Source organism: Pelagicoccus mobilis (assembly GCF_016595505.1).
In the GTDB taxonomy this organism is placed as follows: domain Bacteria; phylum Verrucomicrobiota; class Verrucomicrobiia; order Opitutales; family Opitutaceae; genus Pelagicoccus; species Pelagicoccus mobilis.
The window spans coordinates 81,770-107,823 of sequence record NZ_JAENIL010000014.1 but is presented as its reverse complement, the minus strand read 5'-3'; the positions used below and the strand labels follow the sequence as shown (position 1 = coordinate 107,823).

Sequence of the window (26,054 nt, the reverse complement as noted above, 5' to 3'; positions counted from 1 at the left end):
CGGCATTCATGACTCAGCTTTTTCAAAAATTGCAGGCGTCCCGATTCGCTTTCGAAGGCATAGCGCGCGAGGGTTTAGAACGCCTGAATCGGGCGAATCGCCTGTCTTTCGCCCGATCACTCCAACGAACTATCAAAATGGCATGAAGCTAGCTGCTTTGACGCAGAAACCCGTATCAGGACAAGCAATCAATTCAGTCCAGATCCGCCGCAATCCAGCCCTCTTCCCAGCCGTTTCTTTTCCAGCCCCTGCCAGAACATCGATCGAACTCTAAAAACCGTGCCGCTAACCCCGAGATCCAGCATCGTGCCAACCAATCGTTTTCCGATGACCTTGCATGCGCTGATCATCGCCTGCTGCCTGCTCTGTTCCGTGGCGATCGCCCAGGAAACAGAAGAACTCCTGCAGTCCAGCGCCCCCAAACTGGATATCCTGCAGGAGCAGTACAACCAAGGGCTCTACGAAGAGGCTGCTGAGTACGCGAAACGAGGCCAGGAATTCGATCCCTGGAACGGCGAATGGGAAGTGATCAAATCAAAGTCCCTCGTTGCCACCGGACGCTACGAGGAAGCCTACCAGTCGCTTCAAACCTTCGTCGCGGATCGCGTTTATGAACTGAGAGCTCGGCTCCTGCTTTACGACGTCTCTCTCCTCAACGGCCTCGACGAGGAAGCCCGCCGCCAAAAGGACACCCTCGGCTATCTAGTGAACGAGCGAGCCAATCGCTACTCCTACAATCCCGCTAGCATTGCTGCCGTCGGCGATATCGCCCTACTCTTCGATGTTGAGCCCAAGCTTGTCCTCGAAAACTTCTATCGCCGAGCCCAGAGCTACGGTTCCCAACCTCTCTCCGCCTTTCTAGGCATCGGTCGTCTCGCCCTTTCCAAGGACGACTTTAAGCTCGCTTCTAAAACCTACCAGGAAGGCCTTCAGGTTTACCCGGAGAATGTAGAGCTATGGCATGGGCTTGCCTCGTCCTACCGAGAAGGCGATCGATCCAAACTAATCGAGTATGCGGAAAAAGCATTAACGATCAACCCACGCCATGCTCCGAGCCGCATCCTAATCGCGGAGCACCTGCTCGCCGCCGAGGCGTACGATGCAGCGTCAGAACAACTGGATACGGTGCTGCAAACGAACCCGAAGGATTTCAAGGCGCTCGCGCTCAAATCAGCATTGAGCTACATCCGAAATCAAAACGATACGGGCGACGAGCTTCGAACCGCCGCCCTCACCCCTTGGAACACAAATCCGCAAGTAGACTATATCATCGGGAAGCAGCTCTCGCGGAAATACCGGTTCACAGACGGAGCCAGTCATCAGCGAATCGCCCTCAGTCTGGACGAGACTTTCGATCCCGCTCGTTTGCAACTAGCTCAAGATCTACTCCGGCTCGCTCGAAACAAGGAAGCCTGGCCCCTTGCCCACACGGTGTATCAGGCAGACCCTTACAATATCTCCGCCTACAATCTCGTCACGCTACACGACAACCTCGACGATTTTACAACTGTAGACTCTGAAAACTTCCACATCCACTTGAGACAAGATGAAGCCAAGGTTTACGGAGAGCGTGCCTTGCGGGTGCTAGAAAGTGCCCATCAACGCCTCTCTGAACGCTACCAAGTGGAGCTCCCGCAAAAGACGACCGTAGAAATCTACGCGGAGCCTGCCGACTTCGAAACACGCACCTTCGGCGTTCCGGGCAATCCCGGCTACCTCGGCGTTTGCTTCGGCCCCGTCTTCACCATCAACAGCCCAGCCACACGCTCGAGTAATTGGGAAGCCGTTCTCTACCACGAATTTTGCCATACGATCACACTCCATCTGAGCCAAAACAGGATGCCTCGCTGGCTCTCTGAAGGCATTTCAGTTTACGAGGAACAACTTGAAAATCCGTCTTGGGGGCAGCGAATGTCCGCCTCATACCGCGACCGTATTCTCTCAGGCCGCATGCAACCCATAAGTTCCATGAGCTCGGCATTCCTTGAGGCGGAAGACGGCGAGGATATTCAGTTCGCCTACTACCAGTCCTACCTTGTAGTCGAATACCTTGTACAAAATTACGGAATGGAGAAAATTCGTGACCTCTTGGTTTCACTGGGTGAAGGGACCGAGATGAACGACTGCCTCGCTCTCCACCTCGCCCCAATAGAGGCCCTGGATGAGGGCTTCAGCGCCTTCGCACGCGAGCAAGCGGAAGCCCTGGCTCCGGGTTATGAATTTGCCGCCCCGACGGGTTTGATGGCGTCAATCAAAAGCCAGTTAAACGACACAAAAGAATATCAGCCCGTCTTGCAGCGTGGGCTCGACCTGCTCGCCGAAGAAAATTGGGAAGCGACTATCGAAACCTTACAAGAGCTCGTCGACGAAGTCGGGTACCTGCCCGCCCCAGAAAATGCCCACTGGACCCTCGCTCAAGCCTACCGAGGCAACGAGGATCAGCAAAACGAGAAGCGGATCCTCGAGGAGATGTACCAGCACGAGTCAAACCGTCTAGGCCCAATTAGCCGTCTCCATGAAATCGCTACCACCGCTGATTCCCAACCGGACTTGCTCAAATGGTCCAACGCCTGGATTGCCATCAACCCAATGGCCAAGACGCCTTGGCGTACCCTATTGAGCTCGGCATCATCTACAGGAAACAGCGGCCTAGCAATCGAATCAGCCAAAGCGCTTCTCGCGCTCGAAACACCGGACTCCGCTTCCCTGAACTATCAGATCGCCGTGTTGCTGCAAAGCTCGGATCTCGAATCTGCGAAACGCCATCTCATGATGTCGCTCGAAGAAGCTCCACGCTTCCGCAAAGCCTACGCCCTCTATGACGAAATAAATGAGAAGCTAGCTCTCCAAGAAAAGGAACAAAACCTTGAAGGGCTCGAACTCGATTATGACTTTCTCAAGTAAAACGCTCGCAGCCACCCTCCTTTTGATCGCCAGTCTCCACTACGCCAAAGAGACCGACGCTCAAATGCACGATCGAGCAGGAGTGCCCGAATGGGAAGTCCCTGCCGCCTTCAAAAAAGACGTATTCACCTTCGCCCGCATACAATACAATTCGTATGGCAACGACGGATACCGATGGGGCAGACGCCGCGGGCGTTGGGCAATCGACTACCCAGACGCCGAGCTAAACCTCGCCTACCGGCTCCAGCAGATGACCAGTCTAAAGGTCAATCCAGATTCCGCAGTCGTCGTTCTGGACCAAGACAATCTGGCGGACTACCCCTTCCTCTACATGGTCGAGCCGGGCTATCTCAGCTTCCGCGAGTCCGAAGTCGAATCATTGCGTAATTACCTGCTCAACGGCGGCTTCTTAATGATCGACGATTTTTGGGGCGAAGACGAATGGTTGAACTTACGCTATGAATTGGAACGCGTCTTTCCTGATCGAGAGATTCACGATCTCACGATCGATCACCCCATTTTCCACATCGTCTTCGACTTAAAGGAAAAGCCTCAAGTCCCGTCCCTGCACCACGCGATTTCCAACCAAGGAACAGGTATCACTTGGGAACGAGCAGATGCTCAGGAGGTCAATTACAGAGCCATCTACGACGACAACGGACGCATGATCGTCATTATTTGCCACAACACGGACTTAGGCGACGGCTGGGAACGTGAAGGCGAATCAGAATGGTACTTCAGAGAGTTTGCCGAAAAGAAAGCCTACCCCATGGGAATCAATATAATCGTCTACGCTATGACGCACTGAATCGCCAACCGTATCCAACTTTACCTCACAAACCTATGTCAGAAACCATTGAATCACAATCCGAGATTTTCGAACGCGTACAAATCGGTCGCGAAAAAGTAGAACGAGAACTCTCCAAGGCAATTGTCGGCCAGAAAGACGTGACCAAGCAGCTGCTCGTCGCCCTCATGGCCGGAGGGCACTGCATGATAACAGGAGCCCCTGGCTTAGCAAAGACCTTGCTCGTCAAGTCGATCTCCCAAATCTTCCAGCTGAACTTTCAGCGTATCCAGTTCACTCCTGACCTAATGCCTGCAGATATAACTGGCACCGAGATCCTAATCGATTCGGATGAAGGACGTAAGCTCACCTTTGTTCCCGGACCGATCTTTACGAACCTCCTGCTGGCCGACGAAATTAATCGCACACCGCCAAAGACACAATCGGCCCTTTTGGAAGCGATGCAGGAGCATCAGGTCACCGCAGCTGGAGCTCGTCATACCTTGGAAGAACCTTTCTTCGTGCTCGCCACACAGAATCCGGTGGAAATGGAAGGCACCTACCCGCTACCGGAGGCACAACTCGACCGCTTTATCTTCAACGTGCTCATCGATTATCTACCGGAAGAAGATGAAATAGAAGTCGTTCGCCTAACAACCTCACAGGCCAGCGAAAAGATCGAACCGGTTTTTAGCGCGGAAGACGTCATCGCCATCCAAAGCCTAGTGCGAGAGGTGCCCGTGTCTGACGATGTCATCCAATACGCCGTCCAGCTCGTTGCTGCGACACGCCCCGGAACGAAAGACTCGCCCGAGTTTATCAACAAGTACGTAAACTGGGGGGCCGGAACTCGAGCCGCTCAGGCTCTGATCCTCGCCGGAAAGGCGCTCTCGCTTTGGGAAGGCAAACCGTACGTAAGCAAGGAAGAGATCAAATCCCTTGCAAAACCTGTATTACGCCACCGGATACTCCTCAATTATCGAGCCGAAGCGGAGGCCGTAAACGTGGAAAAGATCATCGAGCAACTGATCCAAGACGATTGACGCGAATGCCTACGACAGCCCTATCCAACGACGAACTCGCCAAACGGGCGGAATCCATAGCGCGAACGGCTCATGCGGGACAATTCCGTAGAGACGGCGCCACCCCTTACATCGTGCACCCGCAGGCCGTCAGCGAAAGAGTCGAAGGAGCGGAAGCCAAAGCGGCAGCCTGGCTGCACGATGTATTGGAAGACACCTCATGGACGGAGGAGCAACTGCTCGACGCCGGCATTCCGCAACATGTTGTAGAGGCAGTGACTATCCTGACTAAAAACCCCGGCATCACTTACCAAGACTACCTGGAAAAGGTAAACAACAACCCGCTTTCCCGTACTGTGAAAATAGCGGACATGCTCGCCAATTTGTCCGACAACCCAAGCCGCAAGCAGATTTTGAAATACGCCAAAGGCTTACTCTTCCTACATGGGGAGTCCGAAAACAAGTGAGCCAGCAACGAACATCTATCGACCCCGACGCTCTCCTCGCCATTCGCGATTTGGAGTTGCGGGCTCGCATTGTCGTTGAAGGGATCTGGGCCGGACTCCACCGCAGCCCGTACCATGGATTTTCAGTCGAGTTCTCCGAATACCGCCAGTACAGTCCAGGCGACGACTTGCGCTATTTGGACTGGAAAGCGCTCGCCCGCACGGATCGCGAGTACTTGAAGATATTTGAAGACGAAACCAATCTAATCTGTACCTTAGCCCTCGACTCTAGTCGGTCGATGTCGTTCGGTTCAGGCGCGTTTCCAAAGTTTGAATACGCACGCACTTTGGTCGCCACCCTTTCCTACTTCATGCTCCAGCAGAGGGACGTGGTAGGCTTGGCTCGGTTCGAAGATGACATTTCGGACTTTGTGCCAGCTAGATGGCGTCCAGGCCACCTAAAGTGGCTGCTGGCGTCTTTAGAGCGACCCGCAAACGGCGAGGCAACCGATATCGCCCGCAGCCTCAGAGCGATACGTCGTGTCAGTCGCAAACGCGGAATCATCGTAATCGTATCAGATTTCCTATCGGATCCCGATACGTGGGAACGTGCCCTTTCCCACCTCAGCACTATGGGTCACGATGTGCGAGCCCTTCAAGTTCTCGATCCAGTTGAGCTAGACCTCGAATTCGGCAAAGCTGCCTACTGGGAAGATCTCGAATCCGGGGAGAGTATTTACGTTGATCCCAACGAAATGAGATCCCGTTACCAGGAACGCTTTCAAAAACGTCAGAAACGCCTCGTAGAGGCATTCCTCAACTGCGGAGTTCGCTACCACACGATTCAAACCAACGAACCATTGGATCAAGCTCTACTCGATTTCGTACGAGAGCTTCGCAGTCCCAACAAGATTAGACGATGAACTTTCTAGCTCCACTTTTCTTGTTCGGAATTCTGTTCGTCGCCGGACCTGTAATCTTTCACTTGATACGCCAAGTGCCCCGCAAACGCGTCCGTTTCAGTTCGACCGAACTCCTAGACGAAACGGAACCAAAAACGGAAAAGGCCCGCAAACTTCAAAACCCTTGGCTCCTACTCCTACGCTGCCTAATTGTCGCCCTTCTCACCTTTGCTTTCGCCCGCCCATTTTTTCCGGATGACGATTCCTCTGTCAGTCCCGATGCTGTTCGCAACAACGTGATAATCGCCATCGATCAAAGCGCAAGTATGAGCCGCGACGGTATCGAAGATAACGTTAGAGGCGAAATGAAGGCGATTCTTTCGAGCTTAAAGGATAACGACCAGCTTTCTGTATTCACTTTTACTGATCAGGTCTCGCCCGTTCTAAGCAACGATGAGTGGCAGGAAATTCGCAATGACCTAAAAGTTGATTACGCTCTTGAACTCCTTGATCAACTCCTCGCGAAAAACCGCCCTGCTTCTCTGAGCGTCGCCCTTGAGGAAGCGGTTTCCCAAGCTGAAACGATGCAGGAGGACTCCAAGCTGGCCAGCTACAGTACGGTCTATTTGCTATCAGACTTTTCCAAAGGAACTGACTCCACAAATGTGGATAGCATAGAGTGGCCGCAATATCTGGACCTTCAGCTAAAACAGATACTTCCGAGTCGAGAATCTCCGAATCTTGGCTTGAGTTGGGAAGGTTGGACGTCTCATGAAAACGGAACATTAACCGCAAACCTTGGAGTCTCCTCAACTCATCCAGAGCAGACAATTTCATCTCGTATCGTAGTTACAACTGCCGAAAGCCATAAAGTGGCACAAGACGTCCAGCTCCTCCTCTCGGAAAAGAGCAAGCACCTCATTCAGATAGAAATTCCAAACGAGCATTCGAATTCCCTCTTGTTCTTCGAGATATTTGGTGACGAACACTCTTTTGACAACCGTCTGCCAGTCGCCCCTACCTACACGCCCAAGGTTCAAGTTTCTCTCTTGTCTGACACCCCGTTAAGCAACCCGCAAGGAGCCTCATACTTCGTTAGCAAAGCCTTGGCGGGACTAACCGATCCACAGAGCGAACTTTCTGTCGATCCAGCCGAGATCTCAAGCAACGACACATACGTAATCGATCGCCCCCTCTCAACAAGCGAGATAGCGTCACTGAGACTAGAGATCGAAAGCGGGAAACACGCCTTTTTAATCATCGACAGTATCGAATCCCTAGATACAGTAGCGGCCCTAGCCCAGTCTTCTGATTGGGTTGCGAAGGAGCATAACGGCACTCCTCTTCTTATCGGAGATATTGATTTCAAGCATCCCTTTTTCTCCCCCTTCACTGACGCCCGCTTCAGCAATTTCTCGACCATCCAGTTCTGGGAACCCTTTCTCTTCACCCCTCCGAGTGACCTTTCCCTAAAGGCGGTCTCGCGCTTCGATGACGGCTCCCTGCTTTTGGCACAAATTAACTTAGGGAAAGGATCTCTCTATGTATGGTCCGGTTCGTGGGCACCGCAAAAATCGCAGTGGGTACTCAGCTCGAAGTTCGTTCCTTTCCTCCACCAGTACCTTTTACAAGCCTCAGGAGGACCTAGCCTCTCCAGTAACGCGACCCTAAGCGCCAACTCCGTATCCAATTATCAATCCCTATTCGAAGAGCCTATCGGTGAAATCGTAGGTTTTGAACGGTCGCAAGCTCACAATAGAAGTATCGCCTTCCAGCTCGATTCCAGTGAAAGCGACACTCGCCCTATGAAGCTAGACGAGTGGGACCAGCTGGGGCTGCCCGAAATGAATCAGGAGAGACGTGAAGACATGATCGCAACGTTGATAGCCTCCGTTCATTCTGAATCGATCGAAGAAACCGAGCAGCGGCAAAACGTCTGGCAATGGATCCTTTGGGCGGTACTCTTTTTGCTGATCGCTGAAAGCATTCTCGCCATTCTTTGCACCAAAAGGAAGGAGGCAGTGGCGGCATGAACCATTCATCTGGATACACTTCCAGCCTGAAACACCCGCAACTACAACGGCGACTGTATCCAGTCGCGAAACGGATCCAGCGAATCAAGCGGCTTAGGGTACGCCAAAGGGCGATGATGCTCTCTCTCGCAATTTGTAGCTTGCTCGCACTGGTCACCTTCTTTGCCAACGACCTGGCAACCGTTTCAGTGCTGACCAGCTCCTTTATAACCGCATTCATGCTCGCAAATGCATGGCAAAAGGAAAAGCGAGTCCTCCTGGACTATTTAGAAGCGGCAAGACATGTCGAATCCGAGAATCCAGATCTCCGTCAATCCCTCGTCACCGCCGTTCAGCAACAGCTATCACGCAACAACGACTTCTTCGCCGAAAGGACTGCCAGCATCGCTCTCGGAGCAAAAAGCACAGCGAACTGGCAGCTCGCCCGAAAGGCGGATCACTTGCGGCAACGGCTGCTCTATCTAGGAACTGCTCTCTCCACCCTCGCGATCGTTTTTCTGAACGCAACCTTCACCAACAGTCCCGCAGGCGCTCTCGGAAATCACTTATCGCCCCTGCACAGTCTGCCGGTTACGATCGAGCCAGGTGACGTTGAAGTCGAGCAAGGATCGAGTTTGGTGGTCACAGCTCGTTTCGAAAAAGAGCTCCCTAACGACGCGACCCTGCTTGTCCATTTAGACAATGGACAAACGCTAACCCACGAAATGGGACGCAGCCTCTCGGACCCCGTATTTGCCTATTCATTACGAAATATAGAAAGCTCAGCCTCTTACAGTATACAGTACGATTCCCAGGAAAGTGAAAGCTACCGCATAGAGACCTACACCCTACCCAAGCTCCTTCAAGCGGACGCAAGCTTGGACTATCCAGACTACACGGGCTGGGAAGATGCTGTGATTGAAGATACATTGAAAGTCAGCGCGATTGAGGGAACAGCCCTGCAATATTCCTTTACTTCAGAAAAACCGGTACAAGCAGCTTCCCTCGTAACTGAAGACGGAACTCGCATTCCCCTCGAACCGAAGGATGACTCAGAAACCGAATTCACGTTTACGAAACGCCTGCAGAGCGACGAGCGTTATCACCTCGAACTGGTCGATTTTTCCGGCCGGGAGAACGCCTATCCTCCAGAAGTCTCGATAAAGGTGATTGCCAATCAACGCCCCGATCTTCGCGTCACATCTCCACGAGGAGATCAACGGCTCTCCCTGTTGGAGGAGCTTACGATCAGCGGAAATGCATCCGATGACTTCGGCTTGTTAGACTACGGCATCGGCTTCGTCGTAGCTACCCTTCCTCAAAGCGACATTTCCTTAAACTCGGAGGAATCCCTTGAGCTTCCCCTGACTGGCGAAGTTTCTTACGACCTCGATCTCGAGCAATATGGCCTATACCCCAAGGATACCTTAAACTGGTTTCTCTGGGCAGTAGATTATGGGCCAGACGGCAAACCACGGCGTACCACCGGAGACCTTCTCTTTGCTGAAATACGAAGTTTCGACGAAATATTTAGAGAGCGAGATCAGGGCAGTTCCGGACAAGGAAGCCCTAGCGGGCAAGGGATGGAGTTGATCGAAAAGCAAAGAAGAATTTCGATTTCATTGTTCCGTATCAAGAATACGGCGACAAATACCGAATCAGTTCTAGAGGATTTGGACGTCGTCCAACGCTCTCAGATAGAAGCGATGAACGATTTGCAAGGGGTAATCCCTGAGCTTCAGGAGGCAAGCTCGAGACAACACGCTCAAGATGCCCTGCGCTTCATGGAGGCGGTCAATGACCATATCGATACTACATTCGTAGAATCCCAACTCCGCCCTCTCGAGTCCGCTTGGCGCAACGCCCAAAGCGCCTACGATAGCTTGGTCAAACTCAGCAACGATGAGTACAACGTATCGCGTGGACAAAACCAAGGAGGCGGCGGCGGAAATTCCCAGTCTCGCAACCAATCCCAGATAAACGAACTCGATTTCCGCCAGGAAGACAGCCGCTACGAAACCGCAAGCGAGGCCCAGCAATTGGGATCCCCTGATGACCGCCAAAACCTGGAACTCATTTCTCGCCTCAACGAACTCTCACAACGCCAGGACGACCTCAACCAGCGTCTACAAGAATTGCAGAGCGCTTTAGCCGAAGCTGAAACTGAAGAAGAGCGGGAACGCGTTCGCCGTGAGCTGAAGCGACTTGAAGAAGAGCAACGGGAAATGCTTGCGGAAGCGGATGAAGCGATTCAACAGGCTGGCAATCGACAGCAAACACGGCAGGCGCGACAACAATTAGAAGAAGCTCGCGAAAACATGAGGCAAGCAGGTGAGCAAATGAGCGAAGGTCAAGTCTCGCGCGCTCTCGCATCAGGATCCAGAGCCCAAAGTACCTTGCAAGAAACGCGTGAACAGCTTCGTGAATCAAATTCGAGCCAATTCGCCGATTCCATGCGGGAAGCAAGGTCTCAAGCTCGAGACCTCGCTGAATCCCAGCAAAAGCTCGAGGAAGCCTTAGACGCCTACTCTAACCGAGAGCAGAGATCCCTAGACGATAGCGATGAAAGGGATGAACTCGTGCAAAAGCTAGGAGAGCAATCCGAGTCTTTGGAAAATCTACTAGAAGATGTCCAGGAAATCGCTGAGGCAGCCGAAAGCGTAGAGCCAGGATTATTTCGTGAGTTGTATCAGGTTCTTCGCGACACAAATGGAGGACGTTTCGAGGAGCGTTATGAAAGTAGCTCACAGTTACTGCAGCAAGGGTTCCTAGAAGAGGCAGAAGAGGAACAACGTGGTTTATCGAACGAACTGACAGAGCTTAGTGAAGCTGTCTCGCAGGCAGCAAGCGGTATCCTCGGGAGCGAAGAAGCGACCTTGGAGTTCGCTCAATCTGAACTCGAATCCCTCCAAGAGCAGCTGCAACAGGAGCAGCAAGCCCAAGACTCACCATCACCCACTGGACAGAGCGCTCAGGGACAAGCAAGCGGCGGACAGAGCGCGGCAGAGGCGTTTCGCAGAGGCATGGAAAATTTCAATTCCCCTGGGTCTGCGCCCTTGTCTGGAGCTGGTTACGGCGAGTGGCTCGAGCGTCTGCGTACGGTAGAGAGCTTGATTGAAGAACCTCAAATCCGGGATCGAATTTCTGCCGCTCGCGAATTCGCCGAAAACATGAGGCGAGATTTCAAGCGACACGGCGAGCTCCCCCAATGGAGCATGGTCGTCGACGAAATCGCGACTCCCCTAACTGAAGCCAGTTCCTGGCTAGGCAATGAACTATCTCGTATTAAGAATCCTGACACACTTCAGGCGATCGACCAAGATCCCGTCCCTGAAGCCTACCGTGCTGCGATCGATCAGTATTATGAATCTTTAGGAGAGGAGGACGCACCGTGATTTTTTCAAGTGGTCAGATTTGGCCGATCTTGCTTATCGCGATCGCTCTTCTTCTCCCTCTCTCGTGGTTTGCCTGGTCACGCCACGATCTACGCCAGAAACTCCTTCCCGTGGCGATGAGAGCCATCGGAGTGTCACTTATTCTCTTCGCTCTAGCGGACCCTCTCATATTGGAAGAGCAACCCGCCACAGGCGCCAACCTCGTAGCCATACTCGCCGACGACAGTACCGGGCTTAGAATCACCGACCCAGGCGACCTTATCGATAGAGCCGAAAAATCGAGAAAACTGCTCAGCGGAAGCTCCTCAACTTGGCAGGCGCAATTGGCGAACACCTTTCAGCTCAGAAAATACCGCTTCGACCATTCACTCCACCGAATCGGCGATTTCAACAATTTGTCATTCGAAGGAAACTACAGCGAACTTGGACACAACCTCCTGAAGCTACACGATCGGCTTGATCAAAAACCGCTAGCCGGAATCGTCCTATTTAGCGACGGCAACTCGACCGATGTCGAATTGAGTGACGAAGCCCTTTCGAAGCTTCCCCCTATTTACCCCGTGATCTTAGGTTCGCAAAAGCAAGTCCCCGACCTCGCATTGGGCAAGATCACGCTCGAGCAATCAGCCTTCTCGGACTCTCCCATCGTCTTAGAAGCCGACATACGGCAATCACTGGAAAACCAGTCGCAAGTTAAGCTGCAGCTGAACCAATTAAAACCTCCATCGATTGAAGAAACCGCCCAAACCGCAACCATTCGGCTGGATGAACAAATCCTCGCTGTGGATGCACGTGATCAGACTACGTTCGAGTGGCAAACAGAGGGCGGTGGCACACAGTTCTTCAAACTCGATTTGCGACAAGCCAACACGGAAACACCTCAGCAAGAAGCAACTCTTGCAAACAACCAACGGTTGCTCGCTATCGACAAAGGAAAATCTGAATACAGAATTCTATACGTCACAGGCCGCCCTAACTGGGAGTACAAGTTCCTCAATAGAGCTCTCTCCGAAGACGAACGCCTCAGTATGGTAGGCCTCATTCGAGTCGCCACCAAGGAGCCTAACTTCGAGTTTAAGGGAAGGGCTGGCGAAAACTCTAACTCGCTCTACCGTGGTTTCGGGCGCGAAGAAGAAAACGAGCGCTACGACGAAGCCGTGCTCATTCGAATGAACACCAAAGACGCGAAGGAACTCGTCACAGGATTCCCCAGCGAAGCGGAGGAGCTGTTCGCGTATGACGCGATTGTCATCGACGATCTCGAAGCCGACTTCTTCAGCTTCACGCAACAAACCCTGGTTCGAGACTTCGTGAAAAAGCGAGGGGGGGGGCTCTTGCTGCTCGGCGGCGTAAACGCCTTTCAGGATGGAGGCTACGCGAACACTCCTATCGCTCAGTCTCTTCCCATATACCTTAGCCGAGCCATAGAGACATCGCCATCCCGCCCTCCCGCTCTTTGGGAGCTTACGCGTAACGGTTGGGTTGAACCCTGGACGCGTATCCGCTCTGTGGATTCTGATGAGCGTCTTCGTATACAGGACATGCCTCAGTTTTTCGTCTATAACAAATTCGAAAGGATCAAGCCTGGAGCGGAAGCCCTCGTTTCCATTGAAGTTCCAGGTAGCGAGAATCATCCCGCCCTCGTGACGCGAAAGTTTGGTTCAGGGCGCGTCGCCGCTTTTGCAGTCGGCGATCTCTGGCGTTGGGGACTACAAGATGCGGGCACCCAAGCCGATCTCGCGCAATTCTGGCGACAACTCTCTCGGTGGATGGTTACGGACACTCCTGATCAAATCCAACTTGACGCATCAAAAACGAACGCTCGGGAGATAACCTTAACCGCCAAGGCTTACGATCAAGATTTCAATCCAGTCCAACTCGGCCAAGCCCTCGTGAATATTAAAAATCTCTCTTCGCGTGACTTTGACCGAAAGGTTGAGATGAAAGCAATTCCTGAAAAACCAGGTACCTTCACAACTCGAATCGCAATCAGAGATGAGGGAGCCTATCTAGCTGAAGTAAGCGTCGCAAACGCCGAGGGCGAACTCGTCGGTTCCGCAGAGACAGGCTGGGTAACGCAACCCCTAGTAGACGAATTTGCGGCGACCACCCCAAATCTCGCTTACCTCCAACGAATCGCCGACGCTACAGGTGGCAAACTTCTAAATCCAAGTGATTTGAGCAAACTCGAGCAGCTTATCTCAGAACGCCCAAGTCCCCTCATGGAAACGAAGTCCATCCATGCATGGCATAACAATTGGCTCTATCTCCTAGCCTTGGGAGCTCTTTTAGCAGAGTGGCTTCTGCGTAGAAAGCGAGGTTTAGCATGATCCGACTAACGACCGCATTCATAACCGTCCAACTACTGCTTCAGATCGCTTTCAGCCAGGATCGGCTTCTCGTCATTCAAGGAGCCGCGGGCGAAGAGACATTTGAAGAGCAATTTTCAAAAGCCGCCTCCCTTTGGATGAACTTGGCCGAGGAAACGGTCGTACCAGCGACTCACATACACCCTGGCTCAGACCAAGTGCTGATGAGTGATCGTATCCACGAATGGATCACAAGCGAGCAAACGCTATCTTCCGAAGAAATTTGGATCGTCTACATTGGTCACGGCACTAGCAATGACTCGGGGGCTAAACTAAACCTCCAAGGCCCAGATGTCTCTTCAAACGAGTTCGCACGTTGGCTCGCTCCCTTTGAAGGCGATCTTGTTTTTATACACGGCGGATCAGCTAGCGCACCATTCATGCCTCAACTTGCCAGTCCAGGACGTACTCTCATTACCGCAACGCGCAGCGGAGCGGAAGTGAACTACGCAAGATTCGGAGAGCTGTTCGCTGTGGCGATCTCCAGTCCAGAATCTGACCTAGATTTAGACGGCGAGATATCGTTGCTGGAAGCGTTTATCGCGGCCTCAACCTCGGTCGACACATTTTATGAGGAGGCAGGCAGATTGGCATCTGAGCATGCGTTGATCGACGACAATGGAGATGGAAAAGGGTACCAATACTCCTCGTTTGACGGCCTTCGCCCCAAGAGCGATGTGCAGGATGGTCGCAGAGCCAGTCGAATCTTTTTCCGTGGCACCTACTCAGGAAGCCAACTCTCGCAGAGGCAGCTCTCCGACAGAAACCGGCTAGAAACGGAGCTGGATGAATTGTATTCAAAAAAGAAAGACCTCTCCGAGGTAGAGTATTTCCAGCAACTTGAAGAGATCTTGGATCAACTCGCGTCCCTCTACCGCCAGCCAAACGATTCCTAACCACCTCTTCGGTTGGCTCCGCTAAGGCGCAAAAACGAGTTTGCCCAGGCTCAGATACTTGTTAGCGTCTTTTTCACAGTGAATCTCCGAACGCCACTTGCCCTCCCCCTTTTATTGCTCGTTACCTTGTTCACGTCCTGTGAGTCGACTTTAGACTATGGCTACTACGTCGGCGAACTCAACGACGACAGCATCATGCAACTATTCGCGTTGACTGATGAGACGACGAGCACGCGCGACTTCAACGCCTACCAAAGCTTCTTCTCTCCCAGCTACATTTCGATTGATAGCACCGACGGAAATCGTACCCGTCTCTATCGCGATGACTACCTAGAAATGGTGAAGAACATATTCGAAGACGCCAAGTTTCTGGATATGCATACGGTGGTAATGGATATCGAGTATTCGGAAAGCGGAGACAGCGCCACTGTCAAAATCCAAGAGGAAGAAAGGGGCAAGCAATACGGCGACAAGTGGCACTATACAAGCCTGAGTGATGTTGAGATCGGGATTGAAGAGGGCTGGATCTTTATCAAGCGAACCACTCGGACCTCCAAGCAAGTGATTGAGGAAACTCGCTTCTAGCCCTACTCCTTCACTTCTCGCGACGACACGGCATCCTCCGCCGCATAGCTAAAACTCTTCCCAGCCAAATCGGCGGGCGGGTTGTCACGATACCATTCGATCGATTCCATCAATCCATCGTAGTAGTCAGTCGGCTCTTTGTATCCGAGCTCGTTTCTGATCAAACTCGTATCAATGAGCATATCCTGCGAGAAATCGCCCGGCGTCTTAAGATAGTCCGGCAAATCAGACTCGGAAACAACTTTCACTCGCCCATCCCAGCCGAAGACGGTGCCGATGTGCTCAAGGCGCTCCTTCATGGTAGGTGTCTTAGCCTCGCCCACATTGTAGACTCGATGGGATTCGCCAGGGTTGAGCACGGAAAGAGCGAGCGCGTGAGCGACATCATCAACAAAAGCATGCGTCCACTTCCATCCCGCCTGACTTGAGCTCAAGAGCACAAAAGGACGTTCATCGATCATACGTATGATCAAGGGATAGAATCGTCGAAGGTAATCGTTAGGACCATAAACCGGAGGGAGCCTTAAAATTGTGCAAGGATCCTTGGAGTTGCGGAAAATTGTCTCTACGTCCCTTTTATCTCCTGGCTCATCCCTGCCGAGTCCCCGCTCTCGAAGCGGCGATTTTTCATCGATCGGCACCGAAAGCGCCGGTCCGGGTTCGGTCTGCTTCAAGCGAGCGTGGGCTAGATACACATTGGTATTGCTCGTCACGATCGTATTGGCCACCTGCCCCTGGAAGACCTCTAAGAAGCCAGAGGCCTCGTCTCCTGTATTGGCAGAAAGGTGAATTGCCACGTCTGGCTTAAACTCCAGGCACTCCTCTCGATAGAAGGCTAAAGAGCCTTTGTCCGCCATGATATGCGTCACGCGACTTGCAACACTTTCCGGCGGGGGATTCGGATCGACAAAAGCGACCTCATTTTTCGCATAAACCAGTTCTTCAATGAGCTTGGGGGCGATAAAACGGCCGCTTCCTATGATGAGGCATTTCATTTAAAGTGATGCACGGTCGAAAAGGGGCTGACCGTAGTAATAAAGTTGATGCCTTATCGTTGGCACGCAACCTTTTAGACGACATTACCGTAGTAATCCTGAGCTAAAAACACTAGATTTCGAATTGCCCTAAGCAGCTGCTAGGATAAATCCCTCGTCCCTATGCTTTCTAAACCCAAAAACGCCCTGATAAGCCTATCCGCCCTATTGGGCCTCCTGTTCCTCTTCGCCGGTTGCGCGAAAAAGGAAACGCAACTGCACGCCACCATCTCGACCTCAGAGGGAGATATCGTGGTCCGTCTACGCGACAAGGAAACGCCCAAGACAGTCGAGAACTTCATCGGTCTCGCCGACGGCACAAAGCTGCTGGCCGAAGGCGAGGATGCTGCCAACGCCAAGCCGTTCTACGACGGTCTCATCTTTCACCGCGTGATTGACGATTTCATGATCCAAGGCGGCTGCCCGCAAGGCACCGGTACAGGCGGTCCCGGATACCAGTTCGAGGACGAGACCTACACTGACGGCGCTAAGATCTCAGGGGAAATCAAGGATCTGAAAACAGCCGAGACCGTGTTCAACGTGATGCTGATGCCCCACTATCAGGAACATCGCGGCAAAAGCCCGAGCACAATCGCGTCCGACCTCCTCCGCGAATTGCAGGAGCCACTCGGCATCAAGATGCTTCGTGAAAAGACCGTCGAAGAAATCGCAGCGGAAACTGGTTTCGAGGGCGAACTGCGAGCCCAAGGCGAGGTGCTCCACCCTGTCGCCTACGGAACGCTTTGTATGGCCAATTCAGGCCCTAACACCAATGGCTCCCAATTCTTTATCGTCACCAAAGAAGGCGGCACCCCTTGGCTCGACGGCAAGCACACCGTATTCGGAAAGGTCACTTCCGGAATGGAGGTCGCCGAAGCCATCTCCAAACTAGAGACAGCCGCACAGGACAAGCCCGTTGAAGATGTTGTCATGGAAACGGTTCGCACCGAGCGTCGCGACTCTACCCTCGTAGCGATCATCACCACCAGCCAAGGAGTCATCGAAGCGGAGCTTCTCGAAGATATCGCTCCCAAAACAGTAGAAAATTTTGTAGGGCTCGCAGACGGCAGCAGACTCCTCGCGGACGGAGAAGACCCCGCAAACGCCAAGCCATTCTACGACGGGCTCATCTTCCACCGTGTGATTCCCGATTTCATGATCCAAGGCGGCTGCCCGCAAGGAAACGGCATGGGCGATCCTGGCTACTCGTTCGAAGATGAGACGCACAAGCCCGGACCAGTAATCAGCGGCCCAATCGACACAGAAGCGAAAGTCGAAGCCGTCTACACGCGCATGATCATGCCTCACCTCCAGGAAAATCGAGGCACTAGCCCATCAGAGGTAATCAATCAAATTTACGCCGGCATGCGTCAACAAGCCGGATTTTCCCCAATCATTGGATACGCAGTGGAAGAGCTAGCGAAGGAAGTCGGATTCGAAGGCGATCTCCATGAGCAAGTTCTCAACGGCAGTGTCGCTTACGGAACGCTCTGCATGGCAAACTCCGGCCCCAACACCAACGGCTCCCAGTTCTTCATTGTAACAAAGGAGGGCGGCACACCTTGGCTCGACGGCAAACACACCGTATTCGGAGAAGTTATTTCGGGAATGGAGGTAGCCGAAGCGATTTCCAAGGTAGAAACCGCTGCTCAGGACAGGCCAGCCGAAGACGTCACCATCCTCTCGATACGCGTAAGCGAGGTAAAGGTGAAGGTCGAGAAGGACGAATCCAAAGAGTCCTAACTAAAAGAGTTCGTCTTGCTTCCGACGGTTTCTCCGTTGGAAGCGCTTATCGATCTCGCCGCTGCTAATCTCAATCAACGAAGGGCGCCCTTCCGGATCGGTCAGCGGCTTGTCGCAAGCGAACAACTTGTCGAGCAAGGTGTCGATTTCCCCCTTGCTCAACTCGGAACTTGGACGGCGGATTTTCTTGATCGCTTGCTTAGCGACCAACTCGACCGCGAGATCCGACTTGTCCGCGCTCATGCTTCCTTGACGCAGCAGAGCCAGCATCTCCTTAACAAACTCCTCCGCTTCCTCGCTTTCCAGCCATGTAGGGGTACCTTCAATACGGAAAAAGTTTCTTCCGAAAGGAGCTATTTCGAAACCCAGTCGCGTAAAGAAATCCAGTGATTCCTCCAAAATCGCTGACACGACGGGATCCAACTCCAAGGGCTGGGCCAGCATTAGCTTCTGGCAACGGATCGACTTGTCCGCAAAATCGTTGATCATGCGTTCGTACAGGATGCGTTGCTCGGCCGCTCTCACGCTGAGCAACACAACTCCGTCGCCCGTGTCGAATGTAGCAAACTCTCCTTGCGCCCATCCCAAGTAGCTCCAATTCCGCGATTCGGTCTCCTCCGTCTTTGGTTGCGGTGAAGAAACCTCGGGCTTTGCGTCTACAGCCGCCTTTCGAGCTGCTGGGGCAACTGGTTCCGGCTTCGCCTCCACTGGCGAGGATTCAACAGTCTTAGACTCCTGAACCAGGCGTCTCTTCGGTTTGCTAAGCGGTGCCTCCGCTTTCCTCGGTCTCGGAGCAGGAGTTTCCGGAATAGGCTCAACCACCTCTTCCGCCACATCGTTTTTAGGGAGGCGAACTTCGACTGGCTTGATCGATTGGTACGACTCCGTTTCGGCCTTCAAAGCCTCTAGCAAAGTCCGCACCGCAAATCCCCTCGTCTTAGCTTCCTCGCGAAAACGGATCTCACGCTTCGCAGGATGAACGTTCACATCCACTCGTTCCGGATCCATGTCGAGGAATAGAAACGCCACCGGATAACGCCCCTTGGAGATGTGCCCGTAATAGGACTCGACCACGGCATAGCTGAGGGTCTTGTTCTCGACTGGACGATTGTTCACGAAGAAAAGCATCTCGTGTCGGCTTGATCGAGAGAGACTCGGTTTGCCAATCAAGCCGCGCAACCTCAGGCCATCCTCCTCCGCATCGATCTCGAGGAGGTTGTTAGCGATCTGCTTTCCGAAGATCTCCGCAATTCGTGTTTTGAGCGAGCTGCAAGCTGGCGACTGGAACAGAGACCGCCCGTCATCCAATAAACTGAACCCAATTTCCGGATGGGCCAAAGCATAGAGCCGCACGCACTGCACGATATGAGCCGCTTCCGTAGTCTTGCTCTTCAGAAACTTCCGCCGTGCTGGAACCGTATTGAAAAGCTTGGAAATCGTCATGCGCGTTCCCGCGGGCATCCCGCAATCACGCACGTGAACCATCTTCCCTCCGTCGATCAATACTTCGGTGCCGCTCTCGGCATCGGTCTCGCGAGTCTGCAATTGAAACCTGGATACCGAAGCAATAGAGGGCAACGCCTCACCGCGAAACCCCATCGTCGTCAACCCATCCAGATCCTGCACCTTCTGAATCTTGCTCGTGGCATGCCGCTCCAGAGCTAACAACGCGTCGTCGTGGCTCATGCCACAACCGTTGTCTTCTATTCGCATCAAACTTGTACCGCCGCTGCGAAACTCAACCTCGATCCGAGTCGCCCCCGCATCGATGCTATTTTCAACAAGTTCCTTGATGACCGACGCAGGACGTTCGATCACCTCGCCCGCCGCAATCTGGTTGGCAACGTGATCTGGAAGTAGACGAACTTTTGCCATCAGGAATTAAGCGAGTTGCTTCTTCCAGCGAGCAAGCTGTTTGCGAATCTGCTTTGGTCCAGGCATACCGATGCCTTCACGAACCTTCATCGCCCGCTGCAAGTCGAATACCTCAACCCAGTCGTCGCCAATTTCTGGATGCAGCCCTTTTGCCTTCTCATCCGGCACTTCATGCAGCGGGCAATCCAGCTTCTCGGCAAGAGCGACCAGGGCGCCAACTACGTGGTGAGCCTCGCGGAAAGCGACACCACGCTCAACAAGGTAGTCCGCCAAGTCAGTCGCCAAAAGAGCGGGATCGGAGACGGCCTCGGAACATTTGTCGATACGGAACTCCATGCCTTCGATCGTACCAGCAAGTACATCCAAGCTGATCATGATTTGATCGAAACTGTCGAACACCTGCGGTTTGTCCTCTTGCAAATCTCGGTTATAAGTCAGCGGCAAGCCCTTCACCATCACGAACAGAGCTTGTTCGTTGCCGATGATTCTACCTGATTTCCCACGCAAAATCTCCAAGGAATCAGGGTTCTTCTTTTGCGGCATCAAGCTAGAGCCTGTGCAGAACGCATCTGGCAATTCGACGTATCCAAATTCTGAGGAATTCCAAATAATGACATCCTCAGCAACACGTGAAATATGAGTCGCCGCAACAGAACAAGCGTGGGCAAAGTCAAGAAACAGATCGCGGTCGGCAACGGAATCCATGGAATTCGGCGTCACTTGCGCTTTGCCACGGCTGTTAACGAATCCAAGCGCCTTCGCTGTAAACTCGCGATCGATCGGCAAGGTCGTGCCAGCGATCGCGCCGGCACCGAGAGGACACCAGTTCGCATTCTCAAGCACCTCTTCGAATCGCTTAATGTCACGCCCAAACATTTCCACATAAGCCAACAAGTGGTGAGCTACCGATACAGGTTGAGCGCGTTGAAGATGCGTGTATCCGGGAATAAATACACCTTGATTTTGGTCCGCGATGTCAAGGATCGCACCAAGCAAGGCTTCCAGCTTCGCTATAACTTGCCCACAAGCGTCCTTGAAGAAGAGACGCACGTCAGTGGCCACCTGGTCATTGCGACTACGAGCGGTGTGCATCTTGGCGGCGGCAGGCGTGATCTTGGTCAAGGCCTGTTCGATGTTCATGTGCACATCTTCAAACTCAGCCTTCCACTCCAGCTCTCCCTTGGCGATTTGCTTGCTCAGCGTATCGAGGCCCTTGTGAATTTCGCGCAGCTCCTTCTTCGTGAGCAAGCCGATGTGGTTAAGCATCGCCGTATGGGCCTTGTTTACCTCGATATCGTACGGAGCGAGACGCTTGTCGAAAGACACGGATTCACTGAAGGCCAACATGAGTTCTGCTGGTCCTTTAGAAAAACGTCCACCCCAGGTAGCTTGAGCTTTTTTCGCCATGCTGCGTAGGCTCGCGATCACTTCGCGTTTAGCAACGGAATTTTTTCCTGATCGACTGGGAACTTCGGCCCGCCCCTACTCGATTGTAAAATGCACCGATTTCAGGCCAGCGGTCTCGCAAGCATCCATCACGCGTACAACCATCTGATGGGGCGTATTCGGGGCCGGGGCGATGCTCACCCGAGCCGTTGCTTGCGTCGCTTCCGCACCCTCTCGAAAACGGTTTAGCATAGTAGCGAGCTGAGAGTAACGACTCGATTCAGGCAGGTCGTAGCCATACCCATTGACCCACGGTCGTCCTTCTCCGTCGATCTCAATAACCTGCTGATCTGGAAACTCAATGGGCTCCGGCGACTTGACGACAGCAGGCAACGAAAACCCAATATCCGCCTCCTGCTTCTGAATGCTCGAACTCACCATAAAATAAACCAACAGCAGAAAAACCACGTCGATCATAGGGGCGATCGGCAACTCGCCAATGGATCGCTCGCTTTTTGCTGAGTCCAGAGAAATGGCCATCCTCAGCCAGCCCCTCCCGTCTCGTGGCTTGCATAAAGATAGTCGTGAATCCCAGCCTCCGCCGCTAGCCCCATGACCTTTCGGATCGCGGCGAATGGCGTCCCCTTGGCAGCTCGGATGCTCAGTTTTCCCTTCGAGCGTTCTCTACGAAACTCGGACAAAATGCGACTCAACCCCTCCTCTTCGATCAAGCTTGCTCCGAGATAAACCTGTCCGTCCGCATCGAGACTCACGATCAGGCGGTCCGAATAATCCCGGGACACTTTGGCGTTGGCGGATTCCGGAAGCTCCAGTTCGAGTTTGCTTCCAGCCTGAGACATCGCGCTCGCCGTCATGAAAAACACGAGGAGCAGAAATACCATATCGATCATAGGGGCCATCGAAACGCTGGCCACCTTGCGCGAATCGGATCGATTAGGTATTGAGATGGCCATCACGTCGAATCACCAAGGAAGCGGGCTTCCATCAAGATCGAAGAACAACCCGGATTGCGCGAGCGACAGCGATTCGAACGATTTCCGCAAGGAGCTTACGGACTCCTCCACTGTCAACGCGGCCTCCTGGCCTCCCATATCCGTCTTAACCCATCCAGGATTGAAGGCAGCGATCACCAGTCCCTTTGCCTTGAAAAGCGGAGCAAGCTGGCAAATCGCCATATTCAGCGCTGCCTTGCTTGCGGCGTAGGTACCAGTCGGGCCGCCAAAATCGATATTGAGCCCGAAAGAGCCAAGCCCGGAGGAAATTGAAATCATTTTCCCGCCCTCTGCCATGACTTTGCTGAAGGCTTGCATCACGATCGCCGGGGCGACCGCATTGGTCTCCAAGGTGGCGGAAAATCCCTCCGCCGTCCATTCTCCAGGGGCCTCATGCACGAGCACGCCTGCGTTATTGATCAGTAGATCAAGCTGAGTCCCACGCTTGGCCAGCAGACTAGCGAGGGAAAGGATAGCCAGCGAATCGACGACATCCAAAGCTTCGATCTCCACATTTTCGTGGCTCTGGGCTAAGTGCTTGAGCGCATTCGCAGAATCGGGTTCGCGGCAAGTCGCAATGACCGTCTCACCCGCCTCCGCGTATTGGCATGCTAACTCCAAGCCAATCCCGCGACTGGCGCCTGTAATAAGAATCGTTGCCATATGAAATTGCTAAACAATTGAGATTCAGCTGCAAAGCTCGTTTTTATCGGGCCTATTTTCCCGGCACCCAGAAGTCAGCCCATCCTAGCTCCGCATCCGCGATCGCTTGCAAGCGGGCCTTAACGCGCTTCTCCTCGAGGTGAGCCACGCCTCCAGAGGAGAACACGATTTTCATTCCGGCCGCCTTCGCGGCTTTCAGCGTTGCGACCTCCGGCGCCTTCTCCCGATCGTTAACCACCAGAAGATTCGCCGGAGCCCCTTCCAGACCTGGCTCCATAATCGTAAATCCCAAGCGCCGGGACGCTTTCGCTTGAGCCACCGCAAAGGACAACGATGGCGACTTGATCCCAATATCGATCAGTGGCTGGTTCTTGGCTGAAAGACTTGTTATCAACCGATCAAGCTCTTCATCGGATTCTGCGGATCCCGACGAAGGAAGCACATCCGGAAGAATTTTCACGCGAATGTTCCGATACCTGACCACACTGCCCGGATCGTGAGCCTGGATCGCAAAGGTACCTGAATCCAGCACTCGCTCCTTCATGTTCTCCGGTCGCCAAGGGTTGTCGCGTTCAGTGTACTCGCAAATTAAGCGACCGTTAATGAACGTCTGTATTGTCTTTCCTGCTACACGAATTCGGTACTTGAACCAGACATCGTCACGTACCGGAGCCTGCCAATTGTTGCGGATCGCATAAATGCTCCCCGTCATCTTGTGCTCAACATATTTGCCCTGCGGCACAGGGTTCGAGTTGTTTACCTGACATTCGTACCCCTTGGAAGGCCATCCCTCGTCTTGGAACTCGGTGTGAATATAGATTCCTGAATTCGCTCCCGGAGTGGTCTTCACTTCCGCCTCGAAAATGAAATTCTTGAACGAGTGATCGGACACCTTTCCTGAATAGAACAGGTGTGAACGGTCGCCCTTAGTGACGATGCAGCCTTCCTCAACGACCCAAGAGTCCGGGTTTTCATTGGGAGTCCAGCCTTCCAAGCTCTCTCCGTCGAAGAGGCTCACCCAGTCTTTCGATAAAACAAACGGGGCTGAAACGAAAAGGCCAGCAAGGGCGAGCAGCGCGATTCTACAATTTCTGGGCAACATAAATCAAAGCTAGGGTTATGGGTTGGCAAAGGCTTGCTTCGCCTTGTCTAGACCAGCACGGTAAACGGAAATCAGCTTATCGTAGGCACGGTTCGCTTCCTCGTCAATCGATCGAAGCGATTCGTCCGCATCCATATTTAGGATACTCCTCCGAATCCCGTCCGAGAAAGGTATAGACGCGACAAAGTCAGGGACGACCCGCTTGATCTTCGTATTATCGAAAACAACTGAGACAGCCTTATCGCCCAGCAAGGACCCCTCTTTGTCGGGCATGCAAGAGATGATGAAATCGCTAGCAATGTGCACGATGTCTGGAGCAGGCGCTCCTGCCGCTTGCGCCGTCAGCGAAAAATACTGATCCCATGTCAGAACCTCATCGGTTGTGATATGAAAGTCCTCACCCAGGGCTTCAGCGCATCCCAGCAGCCCAACCAGTCCCTTCGCGAAATCGTCGCTATGCGTAATACTCCAAAGCGAACTTCCGTCACCAGGAACGATGACTGGAGCTCCTCTGCGCATACGGTCGACCAAAGTATAAGGCAGCCTCCAACTATTGAGCACCAAAGGCACGTGGGTCGCTCCGTAGGTCAGTGACGGGCGAACGATCGTGACGGGCAAGGAGCCGTTTTTATGGGCTTCCATAAACAAGCCCTCGCAGTTCGCCTTTTCCCGCGAGTATTCCCAAAACGGATTCTCCAAGGGCGTCTCTTCGGTAATGCGGAAATCGACGACTGGTTTCTGATAGGCGCTCGCGGAAGAGATGAAGACATATTGACCGGTCGCCCCAGCGAATAGATCGATACGAGAGCGAGCTTGCTCCTGATCGAAAACGGTAAAATCCACCACAGCATCCCAAGTCCTACCGCTCAAAGCGGCACGAGCGGATTCCAAATCGTTGACATCCGCGACGACCGAGTCGACGCCTTCTGGGGCCTTGCTATTTCCACGATTCAGAACCGTCACAGAATCGCCGCGATGCTTAGCAAGCTCCACGCAGGCCGAACTGATGATACCCGTTCCTCCGATGAAAAGCGTCTTCATATTCTCAAGCAAGCTACTTGATTTTCGAATAGTCCGTGGGCTCCAGCATTACGCTCTTCACTCCCCCTTTGACCACGAGCGGGCCACCGGCGTTTTCGACCGAAGCGTCACGGGCCGCTTTCCAATCCGGATCGGCCAGAAAGTCCTTGAACATCTGGTTGCGAGCCTCCGCCGACTCGTGCGCCAGCAAGTAGACCAGAGTGTTATCAACCCCTTCCTGTCCTTCCTCGAGGTGGAAGTAGATTAGATTGGTCGCTCCATGCTTTTCGAACAACTCCAGAGTCGCGGTCTTGAAACGCGTATCCAAATTATCAAGATTTCCCTCAGTCGTCGTGTAAGTTCTCAACTCGAACGCACGCTCAGGGTTTTGCTCGGTTTGGACGAGGCTTGGAGAATAGTCCGTCGTGCGAAGCAGCAGGCTGTCGATCTTCGCGACCAGCCGGCCGTCCTTGATCGACTCCGAATAAGCGCTCTTCCACTCCGGATCTTCAATGAAGGCCGCCCACGCTGCCTCTCCAGCCGCCTTATCCTCATAGGCTATCAAATAGACGAGCTTCGGATCTTCGTCCGTCGTCACCCAGTAGCCGACATGCTGCAAGCCATGCTTCTCGAAAAGAGCGAGTGTGTGATTTCGGAACCGTTCGTGCAAAGCCTCGAGTTTTCCTGGATTCGCGTAATAGGTTCTCAACTCAAACAAGCGTCCGTCCTTTTCAGGAGCGTTATCCGTATTCGAAGAACACGAGGAGACGAGCAGCGCCAACAACGCTAGCAACGGGGCAACAGTAGCTTTTTTCATGCGGGGCAAAGGGAAACTTCGATTGAAACGCTTGCAGATCAGCGTTGTCCGAGCAAGCGAAAGTATTACAGATTCCCCTCCAA

At 53.1% G+C, this 26,054-nt stretch carries 20 protein-coding genes; 11 read left to right on the top strand and 9 right to left on the bottom strand.

What is annotated here, in order from left to right; all coding sequences use genetic code 11:
- The first annotated feature begins 306 nt into the window (after nt 1-306).
- The 10 genes from JIN87_RS09255 to JIN87_RS09210 all read left to right on the top strand — a co-directional run bounded on the left by JIN87_RS09255 (nt 307) and on the right by JIN87_RS09210 (nt 15,318).
- Nucleotides 307-2,904 (top strand): peptidase MA family metallohydrolase, encoded by a 2,598-nt coding sequence (locus JIN87_RS09255; RefSeq protein ID WP_200355271.1) that lies wholly within the window; start codon nt 307-309, stop codon nt 2,902-2,904.
- Nucleotides 2,888-3,712, top strand: a complete 825-nt coding sequence (locus JIN87_RS09250; protein WP_200355270.1) for a DUF4159 domain-containing protein — start codon at nt 2,888-2,890, stop codon at nt 3,710-3,712. The genes JIN87_RS09255 and JIN87_RS09250 overlap by 17 nt, the downstream gene beginning before the upstream one ends.
- Nucleotides 3,713-3,747: 35 nt before the next feature.
- Nucleotides 3,748-4,734 carry an AAA family ATPase gene (locus JIN87_RS09245; protein ID WP_200355269.1) on the top strand — a complete coding sequence of 329 codons (987 nt, stop codon included), beginning with the start codon at nt 3,748-3,750 and terminating at the stop codon, nt 4,732-4,734.
- A gap of 5 nt (nt 4,735-4,739) precedes the next feature.
- Nucleotides 4,740-5,180, top strand: coding sequence for a hypothetical protein (locus JIN87_RS09240; protein WP_200355268.1), 441 nt, complete (start codon nt 4,740-4,742; stop codon nt 5,178-5,180).
- Nucleotides 5,177-6,082, top strand: a complete 906-nt coding sequence (locus tag JIN87_RS09235; protein WP_200355267.1) for a DUF58 domain-containing protein — start codon at nt 5,177-5,179, stop codon at nt 6,080-6,082. The genes JIN87_RS09240 and JIN87_RS09235 overlap by 4 nt, the downstream gene beginning before the upstream one ends.
- The gene (locus JIN87_RS09230; RefSeq protein WP_200355266.1) at nt 6,079-8,094 is read left to right on the top strand and encodes a BatA domain-containing protein; all 2,016 of its coding nucleotides are present in this window, start codon (nt 6,079-6,081) and stop codon (nt 8,092-8,094) included. Before JIN87_RS09235 ends, JIN87_RS09230 begins: the two co-directional genes overlap by 4 nt.
- Nucleotides 8,091-11,468, top strand: coding sequence for a coiled-coil domain-containing protein (locus JIN87_RS09225; RefSeq protein ID WP_200355265.1), 3,378 nt, complete (start codon nt 8,091-8,093; stop codon nt 11,466-11,468). The genes JIN87_RS09230 and JIN87_RS09225 overlap by 4 nt, the downstream gene beginning before the upstream one ends.
- Nucleotides 11,465-13,798 (top strand): hypothetical protein, encoded by a 2,334-nt coding sequence (locus JIN87_RS09220; RefSeq protein WP_200355264.1) that lies wholly within the window; start codon nt 11,465-11,467, stop codon nt 13,796-13,798. Before JIN87_RS09225 ends, JIN87_RS09220 begins: the two co-directional genes overlap by 4 nt.
- On the top strand, nt 13,795-14,733 hold the full coding sequence (locus JIN87_RS09215) for a hypothetical protein (protein WP_200355263.1): 939 nt from the start codon (nt 13,795-13,797) through the stop codon (nt 14,731-14,733). The genes JIN87_RS09220 and JIN87_RS09215 overlap by 4 nt, the downstream gene beginning before the upstream one ends.
- 78 nt (nt 14,734-14,811) lie before the next feature.
- Nucleotides 14,812-15,318, top strand: coding sequence for a nuclear transport factor 2 family protein (locus JIN87_RS09210; protein WP_200355262.1), 507 nt, complete (start codon nt 14,812-14,814; stop codon nt 15,316-15,318).
- A gap of 2 nt (nt 15,319-15,320) precedes the next feature.
- Here JIN87_RS09210 and JIN87_RS09205 read toward each other — a convergent pair whose 3' ends face one another.
- The gene (locus JIN87_RS09205; protein ID WP_200355261.1) at nt 15,321-16,313 is read right to left on the bottom strand and encodes an NAD-dependent epimerase/dehydratase family protein; all 993 of its coding nucleotides are present in this window, start codon (nt 16,311-16,313) and stop codon (nt 15,321-15,323) included.
- Between the two features lie 162 nt (nt 16,314-16,475).
- Here JIN87_RS09205 and JIN87_RS29035 point away from each other — a divergent pair, with 162 nt between their 5' ends.
- On the top strand, nt 16,476-18,095 hold the full coding sequence (locus JIN87_RS29035) for a peptidylprolyl isomerase (protein ID WP_200355260.1): 1,620 nt from the start codon (nt 16,476-16,478) through the stop codon (nt 18,093-18,095).
- On the opposite strand, the gene mutL is transcribed toward JIN87_RS29035, so the two are convergent.
- From mutL to JIN87_RS09160, 8 genes are all read right to left on the bottom strand, one after another.
- Nucleotides 18,096-19,970: a DNA mismatch repair endonuclease MutL gene (gene mutL / locus JIN87_RS09195; RefSeq protein WP_200355259.1), complete on the bottom strand. Its 1,875-nt coding sequence runs from the start codon at nt 19,968-19,970 to the stop codon at nt 18,096-18,098.
- Between the two features lie 6 nt (nt 19,971-19,976).
- Complete coding sequence (argH, locus tag JIN87_RS09190; RefSeq protein WP_200355258.1) at nt 19,977-21,377, bottom strand: argininosuccinate lyase; 1,401 nt, start codon at nt 21,375-21,377, stop codon at nt 19,977-19,979.
- A gap of 75 nt (nt 21,378-21,452) precedes the next feature.
- On the bottom strand, nt 21,453-21,896 hold the full coding sequence (locus tag JIN87_RS09185) for an ExbD/TolR family protein (RefSeq protein ID WP_200355257.1): 444 nt from the start codon (nt 21,894-21,896) through the stop codon (nt 21,453-21,455).
- Nucleotides 21,897-21,898: 2 nt separating this feature from the next.
- Nucleotides 21,899-22,330 (bottom strand): ExbD/TolR family protein, encoded by a 432-nt coding sequence (locus JIN87_RS09180; RefSeq protein ID WP_200355256.1) that lies wholly within the window; start codon nt 22,328-22,330, stop codon nt 21,899-21,901.
- Between the two features lie 9 nt (nt 22,331-22,339).
- Nucleotides 22,340-23,032 carry an SDR family oxidoreductase gene (locus JIN87_RS09175; protein WP_200355255.1) on the bottom strand — a complete coding sequence of 231 codons (693 nt, stop codon included), beginning with the start codon at nt 23,030-23,032 and terminating at the stop codon, nt 22,340-22,342.
- Nucleotides 23,033-23,084: 52 nt separating this feature from the next.
- Nucleotides 23,085-24,134, bottom strand: a complete 1,050-nt coding sequence (locus JIN87_RS09170; protein ID WP_200355254.1) for a 3-keto-disaccharide hydrolase — start codon at nt 24,132-24,134, stop codon at nt 23,085-23,087.
- A 15-nt stretch (nt 24,135-24,149) separates the two neighbouring features.
- The gene (locus JIN87_RS09165; RefSeq protein ID WP_200355253.1) at nt 24,150-25,175 is read right to left on the bottom strand and encodes an NAD-dependent epimerase/dehydratase family protein; all 1,026 of its coding nucleotides are present in this window, start codon (nt 25,173-25,175) and stop codon (nt 24,150-24,152) included.
- A 13-nt stretch (nt 25,176-25,188) separates the two neighbouring features.
- Entirely contained in the window at nt 25,189-25,971 is a 783-nt protein-coding gene (locus tag JIN87_RS09160) for an NIPSNAP family protein (RefSeq protein ID WP_200355252.1), read from the bottom strand.
- Between the last annotated feature and the right edge of the window lie 83 nt (nt 25,972-26,054).